We start from the raw sequence: 13,913 nt of genomic DNA, 5'->3' as shown, positions 1-13,913 counted from the left end.
TCCTTGCCCTCCAAAGAGAGGGCGCAGGGAAGACCGGGTGCGCGCTGCACCCGCGGTCCCGTGTGCGGTTTGCACTAAGTAGGCTGCACACGAGCATACAGGGCAGCGGTGAACACCCGGCCTTCCCTGCGCAACGGCTTTACGGCTTATGCCGTGATCTCCCCGGAGACGAGTTCTTGGTTGACTCCGTCACCGCCGGTTCAGCTCACGCTTAGCCGACGGCTTGACGCCAGCAACGGGCGCCAGGACCACACGGTTTTGCCGTACGCTAAATCCACGCCGTCGTCTCAGCGTAAACCAGCGTCCATCGCAACCCGCCCAACGTCCGTGACGACGGCCGACGCCCTTCTGAGTAGGACGGGATGGGCAAAGATATGCACCTGATTTTCGTTCTGGTAAACCGAAATATTTTTTATTTTGGGGCTTGACACGACTTCTGAAAACCGGAACTGATTTACCCGTCGGGCTGCCTTATCGGCCCTCGCCGCTTCGCGTCAGGCGAATGCGCGCCCGATAACGGCCCCGCGAGGGAATCCATACCGCCGCCGGCGGAGAGATGGATTGCTTCGTCGCTTTGCTCCTCGCAATGACGGAGTTTCACAGCGTGCAGGATAATAGGAACGAAGCGACACGCGCCCTTCTTGTTTCGTGGACGAGTCTCGCTTCGCAACGTACAACGCCATGGTGCAAACTGGGCGCGATCGTGACGGACGGAAAACGCCTGCCAGAACCAGCCAAGCTTCTCCGTATGGGAAGCTATATCCTGTTCCTTCTGTCCTTGGTCTCGATCGCATTTGTCGCTCAATATGGCGGCCATGAAAAGCATACTTTCTTTGGCGGCGAAGTCCTTATAACTGGCCCGCTGGGACTAAAGCTGGACTTCCGCACCAATTGGCCCTGGCTGGGAAATTTGGCGTTGTTCTGCGCATCGCTGGCTCTGTACATGAGAGCGAACGTCGTAGCCGGAATATTTGCTGCAATGGCGTTAGTGACCGGCGTCTGGTTCTTCGCCGTCTCAATGGTGACATACGAGGTTGGAAGCAGTATGCCGGACAAGGTAGCCAGTTTCGGTCTTGGATTTTGGCTATGGATCGCAAGCATGTTTGGCGCTCTCGCCGCCGCAATCCAGCAGCAAAATGAGCGCGTAGAGCGATGCGATACCGAACATTCCGGCTCGCAAACCTGAGAGGCGACTCGACCGCCAAAGCCGCTTGCGGGCCCCGTCCGTCCACTACTGTCGGCACGCGCGGAAGGTCTCCCGTCCCACCAACGATCCGGATGGCGATATCCCGGCTGTTACCTGAGGAACAGCGCGGTCGTGGCCAATTGGTCATTGTCCGGGTCATGCCGATGCAATGGTGCATCGGCACAGCGCGAGGAGATGAAGCATGGAGCGCACGGCTGAAGAGCAGACCGAACTGACGACGAAAGATCTGGACACGGTGGCAGGCGGCAGGACAACGCCACCTCCCCCTCGGTTTCCCATTCCCTATAATCCCCGACCTCAGCCTCCCCTTCTAGACCGATGAACGGCTCCAGTTGAGCTAAGGCGGCGGCTGCGCCAATCTGGCGCAGCTCTGAGCTTTCGATCCCTTGATGCGCCCGCCGAGCAACTTAACCGGCTTGCGACGTCAGTTCTTCGGCCTGGTAGCCTGCACCAGACCAGGAAATCATAAACCTCATCAATCTTGATGCTTCGCTGAAGGCGCTTCGCTTCAGTCCCTCGACGACTGCGGTATCGCTGCCGCCGAAATAGCCACGTAACTTCCGACATGTCACAGTACAACACCGGCTGCAGGCGCAGAAATCGCGGTCATGCATCGGGCAGGTTTGATTCTCCCGCCTGCTTAGGAATGGCCCGCTCCCTTGGTCGACGCACTTTCTCGGGTGTCTAATTCTCCGGTTCAAAATTGTGCCCGCGTCTGTGCAGCAGATCACGTGACGCTTGTTCCCCAAGGAACAGCACGAGGGAGCAAAAGGCGGCATTTTCCTGACACCGATGAAACGGCGCGATGATCGCTCCGGTCGGAAACAAAGGAGAATGGCCATGACGACCAAGTTGACTGCGAATACGAATGAAGCCTTCACAGATGACGAACTTGATAGCGTCAATGGAGGCTACAGTTGGAGTGAGTTCAAGGCAGACGTAGTAGGTGCCGCAAAGGCGTTACGCCAAGGTATCGGCGACGGTTATCGTAGCGCCCAGAAAATGCTGCCGTGACAGGAGAGACAATCATGACCAACAACCAGATCGAAAACGTTTCCTCCCATGATTCTGTTGAGCTCAGCCTGGACGATCTCGTGCAGGTGACCGGCGGCGGCGACTTTGCCAATGCTGTCGCCTACCTTGCGGGCAATGTGATCGGCGGCGCCGCCTATCTTGTTAAAAACTTCGCCGGCAAACTTAGGTAAGAACACGCACAACGCCAGAAGCGAACTCCTTGCCTCGCATGCCCCGCCGTTGACCACACGGCGGGGCATAATTTCATCGTCAGATGAAGTTCACAGCGCGCCGCACGTGGCAAAGATCACATATGGCTTGTTCCCCAGGGAACAGCTGGAGGCGGCAAACCAGGGCATTCTCCCGACACCGATGAAACGGAGCGATGATCGCCTCGATCGGAAACAAGGAGAATGACAATGAATGTCGATCCGCATCAGAACGACGACCGAGTGCAGAACGACCATCACGCCCTCGACGACGACGGACTTTGTCTCGTACAGGGCGGCGCGACTCTGGTTGATGTTGCGAAGTTCGTGCTCAAGACCCTCAATGATGTCCTGCGAACGGGCAGCGGTCGCCCGCAGGTATGAATCTGACCAACCTGTTCGACGCGCAGGGTCAAAAGCAGACGTCTTGGTTATTTGCCGACATGTCCGCTTATGGCCCAAAGCGAAAGAGACCGGTCGTGTTCAATCACTCGCCAACGCATGCAAGAGTTGATTGATGGATGGCGTGATGGCCGGCTATTCGGGTAGCCCCGACTTTTGCAACATATCGCTCAAGCGCGTCCTGTCCTTAAGGATGCTTCCGGGCGCGGTAAGCGTCGGCCGCGCCTTGCGAGCGGCGCCCGCTGCTGTCACACTTGCTCCAGGTCCTGCGGCAATGACCGCGCAAACCGGCATGCAGGACGAGCGAGGAAACGATGAAGTCCGTTGCGAACCTGTTCGCCGCGTTGCTGGTGCTGCTAACGACGCAGCCGGCATCCGCGCAGTCCAGCTATCCGAACAAGCCGGTGAAGATCCTGGTCGGCTTCACGCCCGGCACGGCGCCGGACCTTGCGGCGCGCATTCTGGCCGAACGGTTTGCCGAGGTCTGGGGCACGCCGTTCGTGGTCGAAAACCTGCAAGGCGCCGGCAGCAACATCGCCACCGAACGCGTCGCCAAGGCGGCCGCCGACGGCACCACGCTGCTGATGGGCGGCAACTCGGCGCTCGTCATCAATCCGAGCCTGTATGACAAGCTGCCGTTCGATCCGGTCAAGGATTTTGCGCCGATCTCGCAGGTGTTCATCGCGGCCAACGTGCTCGCCGTGCCGCCCGAGGTGCCGGCCCGGACGGTGGCCGAACTGGTGACACTCGCCAAGGCGCAGCCCGGCGAACTCTCCTATGGCCATGCCGGCGTCGGCACGTCGCAGCATCTCGGCGCCGAACTGTTCAAATACATGGCGCATGTCGACATCGCATCGGTGCCCTATCGCGGCACCACGGCGTTGATGCCCGACCTGCTCGCCAACCGCATCGCGATGTCGTTCGCCAATATCGTGAACGTGGTGCCGCTGGCGAAGGAAGGCAAATTACGCGCGCTGGCCATCACCTCGGTCAAGCGCTCGGCGCTGGCGCCCGACCTGCCGACGATGGCGGAATCGGGATTTCCCGGTTTCGAGGCGGTGCCGTGGTTCGGCCTGCTCGCGCCATCCGGCACGCCACAGGACGTCATCGACAAATTGCACGGCGAAACCGTCAAGGCGCTGGCGCTGCCGGAGGTGCGCAGGAAGTTCGACGAACTCGGACTCGAACGGGTCGGCAATACGCCGGCAGAGTTTGCGGCCGTCATCAAGAAGGAGACGCCCGAATGGGCAAAAGTGATCAAGGACGCCGGCATCAAGCTCGGCAACTAGATTAGACTGCAAGCACGCGGACCGCATCTACCACCCCTACCTGAGGAAACTCCCATGGCCAATTGCATCGTCGTCGTTCAGTTCGATCTGCCGAAGCGAACCGAAGAACAGGCAATCACAGGCGGCACGTCGAGCGCGCCGACCTACCGCGGCCTCGCCGCACAGGCGGCACGTCGAGCGCGCCGACCTACCGCGGCCTCGCCACCAAAGGATTGATCCGCAAGGACTACCTGAACGGCGAAACCGGTACCGGCGGCGTCTATCTCTGGGACAGCCGCCAATCGGCGGAAGCCTGGTTTACGGAGGAACGCGTGGCCGAACTGACAAAACGCTTCGGCGTGCGCCCTCGCCTGACCTGGTACGACACCCATGTCACGGTCGATAATTTGCAGGACGAGACGCGCGTCAACGGCAAGGCGATCGAGGCCGTGGCCTGACGATACCTGTTGCGGCACTGCGCGCGATTGGTTCGCGCGCACTGCGTTACGCGTGCGGAAGATTTAGGTCCCGCGCGTCGCCGCCGAAGAGTATCGCTTGCTGCGCTTGCCTTCATTGGGCACGAACTGGGCAAACACTTCCCTGACGCGGTCGGCCGGCGTCGCATCCTGCGTGAAGCGCGGCTCGGTGAGGGTTTCGACCGCCCGGGGTGCGTAGATGGCGCTTTGATAGAGCGACCCGTCGAAGCGTGAATCGCTCTCGCTGTCGCGCAGGCAAGCGTCGGAAACAAACAACAGTACAAACAGTGCCGATCCTGTGACGTAAAAATACTGAAAAATGGGCATCGCTTTTCGCGCCTCCTTTTGCAGGAGGATGCACGCGCGCGATAAAGGCCGGGTTTAATGCCGCCCGACTTTTGCCGGAGCAGTTGGTCGCACGTTATTGATTTGTGTAAAATTTTAGCGATCCCCGGCGAGCCGTATCGGCGAGTAGCTCTGAATTAGTTTCCGCTTTCGGGATGCTGGCTCAACCGGAGCATTTGCATCAGCACTCGCGATTGCAATCGCTCCGCTTCGCTTGGTTGTTCGGTCCGCTCTCGAAGCGCCGGGACCCTAAGGGGCCAGAGGCCGCTCGGGCACTGAATCTTTAGACAAGGTGGACCTGAGACCGGCATGAACTTCGCCGGCAGTCGATTTACTTAAGGCCTTGTAGTGGTGGAGATACTCCTGCGCCATCCGCCTGGTCGTAAACCTTTTCTCGAAATGCCTGCGCACCTGACGTCGGTCGAGCCCGGAAAGCCTTCCAATCGCCTGTATGGCTTCTGCTTCCCCCGGTACGACAAAGCCGGTGATGCCGTCGTCGACGACCTCCGGCACCGAGCCGGACTTGAAGGCAATGACGGGCGTGCCGCAGGCCATGGCCTCGATCATGACGAGACCGAACGGTTCTGGCCAATCGATGGGGAACAGCAACGCGGCCGCGCCCGCCAAAAACTGCCGTTTCGTTTCATCATTGACCTCGCCGATGAGCTGGACCTGATCCCCGTCGATCTGCGGCTCAAGCCGTTCCTTGAAATATTTCCTTTCGCCCCGCGGCACCTTGGCGGCGATACGAAGCGGCATTCTGGCAGCATGCGCTATCCGAATGGCGGCTTCCGGTCCTTTCTCCGCCGTCAGCCGGCCCAGAAAGGCGAGATAGGAGCCGGCCTCGAACGAAGGCCGGAACAGGTCGGTCGGCAAGCCGTGGTAAATGGTACCGAGCCAGTTGGCTTCGCTCAGCGGAGCGCGCTGATTATCCGATATCGAAACGAACGGCGCGTTGGGAAAGCGGCGGACCACGTCAGGAAACCCCGGCAAATCCATGCGCCCATGGCAGGTGGTCAGGAACGGAACACCAAGCCGGCTAAGGAGCGGCAGATGCAGCCAGTCGATATGCAGGTGGATGACATCGAATTCGGTCACCCGTAGGGCGACCGCCTCCAACAACGCAGCCTGGGTAACCATCGGGTCCGTCCGCGGCCGGCCGAGGCGAAGAGCCTGAGGCCAAACGGCATGCAGCTTGGCGGTGGTCTTCGAATCCCCGCTGGCGAAAAGCGTTACCTCATGACCCAAGCTCACCAGCTCATCAACCAGCCACGCCACCACCCGCTCAGTGCCGCCATAGAGCTTGGGAGGAACACTTTCGGCGAGAGGCGCTACCTGGGCAATTCGCATCGGCTTTCCCATCACGTATCAAGGGCTTCGAACCAGAACGGGTCAGATCACCGGCCGTTCGTAGTTGATCAGCAGATCGAGCCAATCTTCCAATAGCCGGCTCATCAGAAAGTTCTTCCGCACGCTTTCCTTCGCCCGCGAACCAATCTGCTTCCGAATACCGGGATCCTTCAAGAGCTGCACGATTCTTGCCGCCGCCTCATCAGGCGTACGCACAAGGAATCCATTCCAGTCGTTCTTGATCTGGTGCCGAATTCCTCCCACGTCGCCGCCTATGACGGCTGCGCCTTTCCACATCGCCTCGGTCACGGTGAGACCGAAACCTTCGCGGGTCGACTTCTGCAGGACGACGGCCGCAGATCGCTGCAGCGCGTTCACCAAGGTTGGATCATCGACCGCAAGAACAATTATGCTTTCGTCGGCGACGCTCTTGATCGTTTCGAGGATTTTCCCACCCTCTGGATCGTCGGAGGCATTGTTGCCGACGAGCACGAGCGTACAATCGACCTGCTCTCTCGCTTTTCGGAAGGCTTCAATCACGCCCATCGGGTCCTTCCACCGATCGAACCTGGAAATCTGCGTCACCAACGGACGATCTGTCGGAATTTTGTAGTTGCCCAGGAATTCCCTTATCTCCCGGTCGGACAGCTCCCGGTTCTTCGCTGAAAACGGATCGATCGCCGGGGTGACGAACCGCTGGTCAACCTGAAGATCCTGGCGATATTCAGATAGCGAGAAGATCGCAGCGCTATATTGCTCGATGAATTGGCGCAGATAGGTCCATACCGGCGCGTGGGGCGACGAAAGATCGACGTGACATTGCCAGAGCCACGGCATTTCGCGATCGGCGAAATGAGTGATCAACGGCAGCGGCTGAGGATCGTGCACGATGATCGCGTCGCAATCGTCAAGATGAAGCCGCGTCGCATTTTCGAACACGACCTGTTCGTAGATCGTCTTTTCAGCGTCTGAAAAGCCCAAGCTTTCGCCTTGCAACATATTGTGAAGCTTCTTGGTACAACCGAAGTAACCCGGCGTTCCCTGAATCAAGTGCCAGTCGGTTTCGATGCCAGTTGCATTCATCATCAGAGTTAGCGGCGTCAGCAGCTCGGTGACGCCGCCGCCGTAGAACGTCGAACTAATGTGAGCGACGCGCATGGTGCGAACTCGATCGGCCTTGGCGGCTATCCGTTCGACCGTCGCCGCGCCGATTAACGGTTCATACTGTTCAAGCGAATGAAGACCGAGGGTCGATCGTTGAATGGCGGAAGTCAGCATGGACATCAAGGGTCACCCTTATCGTTCTGAGCGCCGGAGGACGGCACAGCAAAGTTGATCAGCGACCATCCCGGACGCCTCTTCCACTTTTTCCCTTGGCAATAAGTCCGAAAGCGCCCGGAAGTTGCCGCCGCTGGTCAGTCGAGAATTGAACTAGATGAATGCTTGTTCATCCTGCTCATAGGCGAGCGACGGAGCTGCTCGAAACGTATTGATCCGGATCGCCTGACACCTTGGCGCTCTCAGGTATTGCGACGCAAAGCTGTTACCGTTGAACCTCGGACGTCCGGGAAAAATAGGAAACCTCCGGGGACAACGTGAGTTGCCTCGGTGGTCGCACTTGTTGGAGCTGGATAATGGTCGATGAAGTTCTTCGAAAGGCGGTCGACACGGCTTGGACCGTCTATCTGACGACACATCGCGACGTCGACGTTGCGGACGGTCGACGATGCCTGTTGGAGCGACATCTGCAAGGGAGGCTGGAGGCCAGCCAAGGCGAGACCGAAGAGCTCACGTGTTCTGGACTCGCCTACCTTGACCGGCTTCCCAAGGACGAATGATGAAGCGGATAGAGTTATTGATCGGACAGATAGCAGCAGGAAGCGCGAGACCGGATTGGACGTTGCTCGCCCTTTCGTCGCTGCTTTCAGCGACGCTGGTCTTGGCGATGCAATCCATTAGCAGGTGAGCCCTCACCATGTGCGATTTTAAGCAGCTCTCCGGGTTCATCGCCGAGAGGCGGCCATCGAGGCTGCCAACCAACTTGCGCGATCGACCGAAAAAAGGTGCGGTGGCTTGTTACCTGCGGCGGCGCCCGACCAGAACACCGACCAAGAACGCGATAGTGACGGCGTGCAGGGGCGCTTCTTTAGCCCACCGAGCCAAGCGATCAAGAGGCGCACCAGGTTGCCGGCCTGCTTCGACGGCGTCGGCAACAGATTGAGTGGTTTCCTTGACCGTTTGAGTAGCCGCCTGAACGGCCTCCTTGGCCTGGTCGAGCTTTGCATCAATACCTTCGCCGATCATCTGGGTTCTCTCCGGCAATGTCGAAGAAACGACGCCCGGAACAGACAATCGTTCCCAGCCCCTTTAATTATCAGGCGAATGGACCTGCTACCGACGCACCAGTAATCCGGCTTCACAGGACGAGCGCGCGCCCGCCCTCAGCCCTTGCGCATCTTGCTGAGCAGATAGTTGTCGTAATAATTCTCCGCGATCTGCGTGTAGAACAGCACTTCCTTCATGTAGGCGTCGTGGCTCTCTTTGGTCTTCTTGAAGAGCGGGCTCTTCTCGGCGATTTCGTTCAGATGGTCCTGCGTGGCGGTGTAGCAGGCCTCCATGACCGGTTGCGGGAACGCGCGCAGTTCGGCGCCGCCTGCGATCAGCCGCTTCAGGGCGGCCGGATTGACGCTGTCGTATTTCTCGATCATCCACGCGCCTGCCGCCGCGCCGGCCTGGCTGAGAACTGCCTGGTATTGCTTGGGAAGCGCATTCCACTTTTCGTCGTTGACGATCATGTGGAGCATGGCCCCGCCTTCCCACCAGCCGGGGTAGTAATAGTATTTTGCTACCTTGTAGAAGCCGAGCTTCTCGTCGTCATAGGGACCGACGAACTCCGCGGCATCGATCGAGCCTTTCTCGAGCGCCGAATAGACGTCGCCGCCCGCGATCTGCTGCGGCACGATGCCGAGCTTTGCGAGCACATGGCCGCCCATGCCCGCGATGCGGAATTTGAGGCCCTTGAGATCATCGACGGTCTTGATCTCCTTGCGGAACCAGCCGCCCATTTGCGTGCCGGAATTGCCGCACAGGATCGCATGCGCCTTGAATGGCTTCAGGGCCTCGTTGCAGAGATCGGCGCCGCCGCCGAACGTCCACCAGGAATGCTGGTGGCGATGGTTCATGCCGAAGGGTGCGCCGGTGGCATAGGTGAGCGCCGGCTCCTTGCCGATGTAGAAGTAAAGCGGGGTCTGCGCCATCTCGACGGTTGCCGTGCTGACGGCATCGAGCGCCTGCAGGCCGGGCACGATCTCGCCGGCCGCAAACGTCTGAATCTGGAATTTGTTGTCGGTGGCGTCAGCGACGTATTTCGAAAACGTCTGCGCCGTGCCGTAGATGGTCTCGAGCGACTTTGGAAAGCTCGAGGTCAGGCGCCACTTGATCTCGGGCGCGGCTTGCGCGATCGCGGGTGCCGCAACCAGCGTCGTAGCGCCGGCCACGGCGCCGCCTGTGAGGAACGTACGGCGCTTCATGTGATCACTCCCTGGATTGCAAATGTATTGGCGCGGGGCAGAGGCTTCCGCGACCTTCAGTCCTCATCTTAGCGAACTTTGGGGGAAGCGTGGAAGTGCTACTTCAGCGCACCGCGCCATACGTCGCAGGCGGGCGGGCACCGACGCGCGGTGCCCGCATTGGCACCAAGGAAAACAGCTAGGAAAACGCTGTCTAGTCCAGCTTCACATTGGCCTCTTTCACGACCTTGCGCCAGCGCACGACTTCGTCTGACACCATCTTCGCGAATGCGGGGCCCGTCACATCGGGAACATCAGAGCCGTTGCGCTCCCAGGCCTCCTTGATCGCAGCCACCTGCATCGCCTGCTGCAGCTCCTTGATCATGCGTTCGACGATCGCCGGCGGCGTGTTCTTTGGCGCGAACAGGCCGTACCAGGTCGCCACTTCAAAATCGGGCAGACCGGCTTCCTTGGCCGTGGGAAGGTCGGGGAAAGCCGCCACCCGCTTCGGCGCGGCGACCGCGAGCGCGCGGAGCTGCCCGGCCCTGATCGGCCCCGCCGACGAGCCCATGCCGTCGAACACGACAGGCACGTGGCCGGCGATCAGATCCTGCATCGCAGGTCCCGCCCCGCGATAGGGCACGTGCTGGAGGTTGGTCTTGGTCAGGATCTTGAACAGTTCGCCCGCGAGGTGATGCGTGGTGCCGGCGCCGGCGGAGCCGTAGTTCAACTGACCCGGGTTCGCCTTGTTGAACGCGATGAACTCGGCGAGCGTCTTGGCGGCGACCTTCTCGGGATTGACCACGATCACCTGCGGTGGACGCGCGATCAGCGCAACCGCGACAAAATCCTTCTCGATGTCGTAGTCGAGATTGGGATAGAGCGACGGTGCAATGGCGTGATGCGCCGCGCCCATGAAGAAGGTGTAGCCGTCGGGGGCGGCCTTGGACGCCGCCGAGGCGCCCACCGTGCCGCCGGCGCCGGCGCGGTTCTCGACCAGCACGCGCTTGCCGAGCTGGGTGTCGAGCTGGGCTGCGAGCGGGCGCGCGAAAGCGTCGGTGCCGCCACCGGCCGCGAACGGCACCACGAACGTGATCGGCTTGTCCGGCCATGTCTGGGCCTGGGCCGGATTTGCGGCAATGGAAAGGCCCGCCAGAACGGTCAATAAGGCATAGCGAAGGGTTGTTTGTCTCACGGCGTTTCTCTCCCGGATATTGCGGCTGGTCCGCGCGTTGGCGGCGTCGCGATTTACTTGAATTTCAGGCGCTGAATTATAGGGGCCGGGCATGGTCCCGCCAATGGGCCATTCGGACAAGGACAGAAACGGGGCTGCAGCGGTGCTTCCAGTAACGTCTGCCTTCAGTAATACTTATGAAAATGATGCACCGGGCCATGCCCGCGGCCGACGCTGAAGCGGTCCGCGGCCGATATCGCCGCGCTGATCCAGGCCTTGGCGTTGCGGACGGCGGTCTCCATGTTCTCGCCCTTCGCGAGGCCCGCCGCAATCGCCGACGACAACGAGCAGCCGGTGCCGTGGGTGTTTTTGGTGGCGACGCGCGGTGCGGCCAGCGTGATGGTCTTCCCGGCGTCGATAAAATAGTCGGTGCTCTCGGCGCCATGCCCGTGGCCGCCCTTGATCAGCACCGCCCGGCAGCCCATCGCCAGCAACCGCTTGCCTTGATTTTCGACCGCAGCTTCGCTTTCCGCCACCGGTTCATCGAGCAAGGCCGCCGCTTCCGGCAGATTGGGCGTGATGACCGAGGCGAGCGGAATGAGCTTGGTGCGCAGCGCATCGACGGCTTCCGCAGCCAGCAGGCGATCGCCTGATGTCGCGACCATCACGGGATCCAGCACGACATGCTTCGGCGACCAGCGCGTCAGCCCCGCGACGATGGCATCTATGCTGGCGGGCTGCGCCACCATGCCGATCTTGACCGCGCCGACGGCAAGATCGGAAAATACCGCATCGATCTGGGCGGTGATGAACTCCGCCGGCACCTGATGGATGCCGCTGACGCCGGTCGTGTTCTGCGCCGTCAGCGCCGTGATGACCGAGGCGCCGTAGACGCCGAGCGCGGCAAACGTCTTCAGGTCGGCCTGGATTCCGGCACCGCCGGACGAATCCGAGCCGGCGATGGTCAGCGCGATCGGCGTCATCGCCCGCCTCGTGGAATTGGTGAGTTCGGAGCCATAAACTGTCCTAGCGCGGCCGGCCATTGCCAGCAAGTTGGCTTGCCATCAGCCTCCGTTTTTGAGCTTCTGACCCCGACGCGCTTTCCTGATGCGAACCGGTATCCACTTCGCTTGAAAGCGCTATATTGAGCACAAATCTTTCCTTCGGAGACACGCCATGGTTCCCTTCTTCGTCCAGTTCAAATGCAAGCTCGGCCAGTCCTATGCGGTCGCCAATGCGCTCGCGGAAGCCGAGATCGCCTCGGAGATCTATTCCACCGCCGGCGATTACGACCTGCTGGTCAAGTTCTACGTCGACAACGCCACCGACATCGGCCATTTTGTCAACGAGAAGGTGCAGGTCATTCCCGGCATCCAGGACACCCACACCATCATCACCTTCAAGGCGTTCGGCGGGAGCTAGGGCGTCGCCTGATTGGGACTACCTCAGACCTCTGCCTGCGCGGAGTGCCGATCTGACTGCAGCGCCCGAGCCCTTCGACCGGTTGACGACAGCGTCATCAAGCAAATCAGGACCTGCCACGCTCCGCCGTTTCGGACAACGCAACGCGTCAAGCTGACGCGGATCGGGACCCCCTGCTTCTGCCTTGCAGTATGCGCGGAAATCCGCGAGCATTCGCGCCAATGCGCAAAGCCTGTTTCCGGCTGACTTCCCGGAATCCTCGGCGACAAGCGTCTCAAGGCTGCAACGTCAGCCGCAACGGGAGGGATGAATGATCAATCCGAAGATGATGCTTGCGGCCATCGCGCTGACCGGAACCACGGTCGCGGCATCGACGGCGGTCGCACAGGTGAAACTGCCGGCGAACGTGACGATGACCGCGTATGACACCGGGACATCCGGCTTCAATATCACGGTTGCCGTCGGCAAAATGTTCAAGGACAAGTATGGCACTGACGTGCGCGTGCTGCCCGCCGGCAACGACGTCGCTCGCCTGCAACCGCTGCGTCTCAACCGCGCCAGCCTCTCGGCGATGGGCGTCGGCGTCTATTTCGCGCAGGAAGGCGTGTTCGAATTCGCGACCCGGGAATGGGGACCGCAGCCCATCCAGATCACGCTGAGCTCGATCGACTGCAACGGCCTTTCACTGGCGGTCGCCGCCGACATCGGCGTCAAGACCTATGCCGACCTGAAAGGCAAGCGCATCGGCTTCGTGGTCGGTTCTCCCGCGCTCAACCAGAATGCGCTGGCCGTGCTGGCATTCGCCAATCTGACGGCAAAGGACGTCAAGATCGTCGAGTTCGCGGGCAACAATGCGATGTGGAAAGGCATCATCAACAACGATACCGATGCGGTATTCGGTTCGACGATCTCCGGGCCCGCCAAGGAACTGCAGACATCGCCGCGCGGCATCACCTGGCCCGCGATGCCATTCTCCGACAAGGCGGGATGGGAGCGCATGCGCAAGGTCGGCCCGTACTTCACCGAGCACAAGGCCACCTGCGGCGCAGGCGAATTTTCCAAGGACAAGCCGGTCGAGGTCGGCACCTATCCATACCCGATCTACAGCGTCTATGGCAGCCAGTCCGAAGACGAGGTCTACATGCTGACCAAGGCGATGATCGACGGCTATGACGGCTACAAGGACAACGCACCCGGCGCCAGCGGGCTTGCGGTGAAAGCGCAGGCAAAGAACTGGGCGGTGCCGACGCACAAGGGCGCGGTCAAGGCGCTGAAGGAGGTGGGCGCCTGGAGCGACGACCAGGAGAAGCACAACAACGCACTGCTCAAGCGGCAGGAAGTCCTGATCGCGGCGTGGACCGACTACATGAAGGGCAGCCCGGCTTCCGATCCGGCAAAACTCGCCGAGGAGTGGATGGGCGCACGCAAGGCGGCACTTGCCAAGGCCGGCATGGTCAATACGTTCGAGTGATGTAACGAATTTTGGTTGAATTAGTCCGGCGGCAGACTCACTTCACCTCTCCCGCTTGCGGGGGAG

17 protein-coding genes are annotated in these 13,913 nt (G+C 60.6%); 10 read left to right on the top strand and 7 right to left on the bottom strand.

The genetic code is table 11. The features are described from left to right. Positions 1-556 precede the first annotated feature (556 nt). From JQ558_RS17340 to JQ558_RS17310, 7 genes are all read left to right on the top strand, one after another. On the top strand, positions 557-1,186 hold the full coding sequence (locus JQ558_RS17340) for a hypothetical protein (RefSeq protein ID WP_212294355.1): 630 nt from the start codon (positions 557-559) through the stop codon (positions 1,184-1,186). 861 nt (positions 1,187-2,047) lie between these two features. Beyond that, positions 2,048-2,221: a hypothetical protein gene (locus JQ558_RS17335; RefSeq protein ID WP_212274769.1), complete on the top strand. Its 174-nt coding sequence runs from the start codon at positions 2,048-2,050 to the stop codon at positions 2,219-2,221. A gap of 14 nt (positions 2,222-2,235) precedes the next feature. Continuing rightward, positions 2,236-2,412, top strand: a complete 177-nt coding sequence (locus tag JQ558_RS17330; RefSeq protein WP_212294354.1) for a hypothetical protein — start codon at positions 2,236-2,238, stop codon at positions 2,410-2,412. A gap of 228 nt (positions 2,413-2,640) precedes the next feature. Then, the gene (locus JQ558_RS17325) at positions 2,641-2,814 is read left to right on the top strand and encodes a hypothetical protein (protein WP_212274767.1); all 174 of its coding nucleotides are present in this window, start codon (positions 2,641-2,643) and stop codon (positions 2,812-2,814) included. 332 nt (positions 2,815-3,146) lie between these two features. Further along, positions 3,147-4,121, top strand: coding sequence for a tripartite tricarboxylate transporter substrate binding protein (locus JQ558_RS17320; RefSeq protein ID WP_212274766.1), 975 nt, complete (start codon positions 3,147-3,149; stop codon positions 4,119-4,121). 54 nt (positions 4,122-4,175) lie between these two features. Further along, entirely contained in the window at positions 4,176-4,337 is a 162-nt protein-coding gene (locus JQ558_RS17315) for a hypothetical protein (RefSeq protein WP_212294353.1), read from the top strand. Further along, positions 4,334-4,558: a hypothetical protein gene (locus tag JQ558_RS17310; protein ID WP_212294352.1), complete on the top strand. Its 225-nt coding sequence runs from the start codon at positions 4,334-4,336 to the stop codon at positions 4,556-4,558. The genes JQ558_RS17315 and JQ558_RS17310 overlap by 4 nt, the downstream gene beginning before the upstream one ends. Positions 4,559-4,621: 63 nt before the next feature. Here the strand turns inward: JQ558_RS17310 and JQ558_RS17305 are convergent, their stop codons facing one another. The 3 genes from JQ558_RS17305 to JQ558_RS17295 form a co-directional block, all read right to left on the bottom strand. Next, positions 4,622-4,903, bottom strand: coding sequence for a hypothetical protein (locus tag JQ558_RS17305; protein ID WP_212214754.1), 282 nt, complete (start codon positions 4,901-4,903; stop codon positions 4,622-4,624). Positions 4,904-5,170: 267 nt separating this feature from the next. Next, positions 5,171-6,271 (bottom strand): glycosyltransferase family 4 protein, encoded by a 1,101-nt coding sequence (locus JQ558_RS17300; RefSeq protein ID WP_212294351.1) that lies wholly within the window; start codon positions 6,269-6,271, stop codon positions 5,171-5,173. A 42-nt stretch (positions 6,272-6,313) separates the two neighbouring features. Beyond that, entirely contained in the window at positions 6,314-7,555 is a 1,242-nt protein-coding gene (locus JQ558_RS17295; protein WP_212294350.1) for a glycosyltransferase, read from the bottom strand. 350 nt (positions 7,556-7,905) lie between these two features. Here JQ558_RS17295 and JQ558_RS17290 point away from each other — a divergent pair, with 350 nt between their 5' ends. Then, positions 7,906-8,109 carry a hypothetical protein gene (locus JQ558_RS17290; RefSeq protein WP_212214748.1) on the top strand — a complete coding sequence of 68 codons (204 nt, stop codon included), beginning with the start codon at positions 7,906-7,908 and terminating at the stop codon, positions 8,107-8,109. Positions 8,110-8,347: 238 nt separating this feature from the next. On the opposite strand, the gene JQ558_RS17285 is transcribed toward JQ558_RS17290, so the two are convergent. The 4 genes from JQ558_RS17285 to thiD all read right to left on the bottom strand — a co-directional run bounded on the left by JQ558_RS17285 (position 8,348) and on the right by thiD (position 11,937). Next, the gene (locus tag JQ558_RS17285) at positions 8,348-8,575 is read right to left on the bottom strand and encodes a hypothetical protein (protein WP_212214746.1); all 228 of its coding nucleotides are present in this window, start codon (positions 8,573-8,575) and stop codon (positions 8,348-8,350) included. A 137-nt stretch (positions 8,576-8,712) separates the two neighbouring features. Next, the gene (locus JQ558_RS17280; protein ID WP_212274760.1) at positions 8,713-9,801 is read right to left on the bottom strand and encodes a TRAP transporter substrate-binding protein; all 1,089 of its coding nucleotides are present in this window, start codon (positions 9,799-9,801) and stop codon (positions 8,713-8,715) included. Between the two features lie 193 nt (positions 9,802-9,994). Continuing rightward, the gene (locus JQ558_RS17275; RefSeq protein ID WP_312014741.1) at positions 9,995-10,975 is read right to left on the bottom strand and encodes a tripartite tricarboxylate transporter substrate binding protein; all 981 of its coding nucleotides are present in this window, start codon (positions 10,973-10,975) and stop codon (positions 9,995-9,997) included. Positions 10,976-11,139: 164 nt separating this feature from the next. Beyond that, positions 11,140-11,937, bottom strand: a complete 798-nt coding sequence (gene thiD, locus JQ558_RS17270; RefSeq protein ID WP_212294349.1) for a bifunctional hydroxymethylpyrimidine kinase/phosphomethylpyrimidine kinase — start codon at positions 11,935-11,937, stop codon at positions 11,140-11,142. A gap of 193 nt (positions 11,938-12,130) precedes the next feature. Here thiD and JQ558_RS17265 point away from each other — a divergent pair, with 193 nt between their 5' ends. Together JQ558_RS17265 and JQ558_RS17260 are read left to right on the top strand one after the other, a co-directional pair. Further along, a complete protein-coding gene (locus JQ558_RS17265) occupies positions 12,131-12,376 on the top strand; it encodes an Lrp/AsnC ligand binding domain-containing protein (protein ID WP_192737765.1) in 246 nt (81 codons plus the stop codon). A gap of 328 nt (positions 12,377-12,704) precedes the next feature. Next, positions 12,705-13,847, top strand: coding sequence for a TAXI family TRAP transporter solute-binding subunit (locus JQ558_RS17260; protein ID WP_409410534.1), 1,143 nt, complete (start codon positions 12,705-12,707; stop codon positions 13,845-13,847). Positions 13,848-13,913: the final 66 nt, after the last annotated feature.

It is taken from the genome of Bradyrhizobium sp. AUGA SZCCT0160, from assembly GCF_018130105.1.
Lineage (GTDB): Bacteria > Pseudomonadota > Alphaproteobacteria > Rhizobiales > Xanthobacteraceae > Bradyrhizobium.
This window is presented reverse-complemented; position numbering and strand designations above follow the sequence as displayed.

Excerpts from the sequence above, each read along its gene's own strand:
- JQ558_RS17340 (WP_212294355.1), top strand. The coding sequence starts at position 557 with ATGGATTGCTTCGTCGCTTTGCTCCTCGCAATGACGGAGTTTCACAGC.
- JQ558_RS17265 (WP_192737765.1), top strand. The coding sequence starts at position 12,131 with ATGGTTCCCTTCTTCGTCCAGTTCAAATGCAAGCTCGGCCAGTCCTAT.
- JQ558_RS17260 (WP_409410534.1), top strand. The coding sequence starts at position 12,705 with ATGCTTGCGGCCATCGCGCTGACCGGAACCACGGTCGCGGCATCGACG.
- JQ558_RS17295 (WP_212294350.1), bottom strand. The coding sequence starts at position 7,555 with ATGTCCATGCTGACTTCCGCCATTCAACGATCGACCCTCGGTCTTCAT.
- JQ558_RS17280 (WP_212274760.1), bottom strand. The coding sequence starts at position 9,801 with ATGAAGCGCCGTACGTTCCTCACAGGCGGCGCCGTGGCCGGCGCTACG.
- thiD (WP_212294349.1), bottom strand. The coding sequence starts at position 11,937 with ATGACGCCGATCGCGCTGACCATCGCCGGCTCGGATTCGTCCGGCGGT.
- JQ558_RS17315 (WP_212294353.1), top strand. The coding sequence starts at position 4,176 with ATGGCCAATTGCATCGTCGTCGTTCAGTTCGATCTGCCGAAGCGAACC.
- JQ558_RS17290 (WP_212214748.1), top strand. The coding sequence starts at position 7,906 with ATGGTCGATGAAGTTCTTCGAAAGGCGGTCGACACGGCTTGGACCGTC.
- JQ558_RS17305 (WP_212214754.1), bottom strand. The coding sequence starts at position 4,903 with ATGCCCATTTTTCAGTATTTTTACGTCACAGGATCGGCACTGTTTGTA.
- JQ558_RS17300 (WP_212294351.1), bottom strand. The coding sequence starts at position 6,271 with ATGCGAATTGCCCAGGTAGCGCCTCTCGCCGAAAGTGTTCCTCCCAAG.
- JQ558_RS17285 (WP_212214746.1), bottom strand. The coding sequence starts at position 8,575 with ATGATCGGCGAAGGTATTGATGCAAAGCTCGACCAGGCCAAGGAGGCC.
- JQ558_RS17320 (WP_212274766.1), top strand. The coding sequence starts at position 3,147 with ATGAAGTCCGTTGCGAACCTGTTCGCCGCGTTGCTGGTGCTGCTAACG.
- JQ558_RS17325 (WP_212274767.1), top strand. The coding sequence starts at position 2,641 with ATGAATGTCGATCCGCATCAGAACGACGACCGAGTGCAGAACGACCAT.
- JQ558_RS17335 (WP_212274769.1), top strand. The coding sequence starts at position 2,048 with ATGACGACCAAGTTGACTGCGAATACGAATGAAGCCTTCACAGATGAC.
- JQ558_RS17330 (WP_212294354.1), top strand. The coding sequence starts at position 2,236 with ATGACCAACAACCAGATCGAAAACGTTTCCTCCCATGATTCTGTTGAG.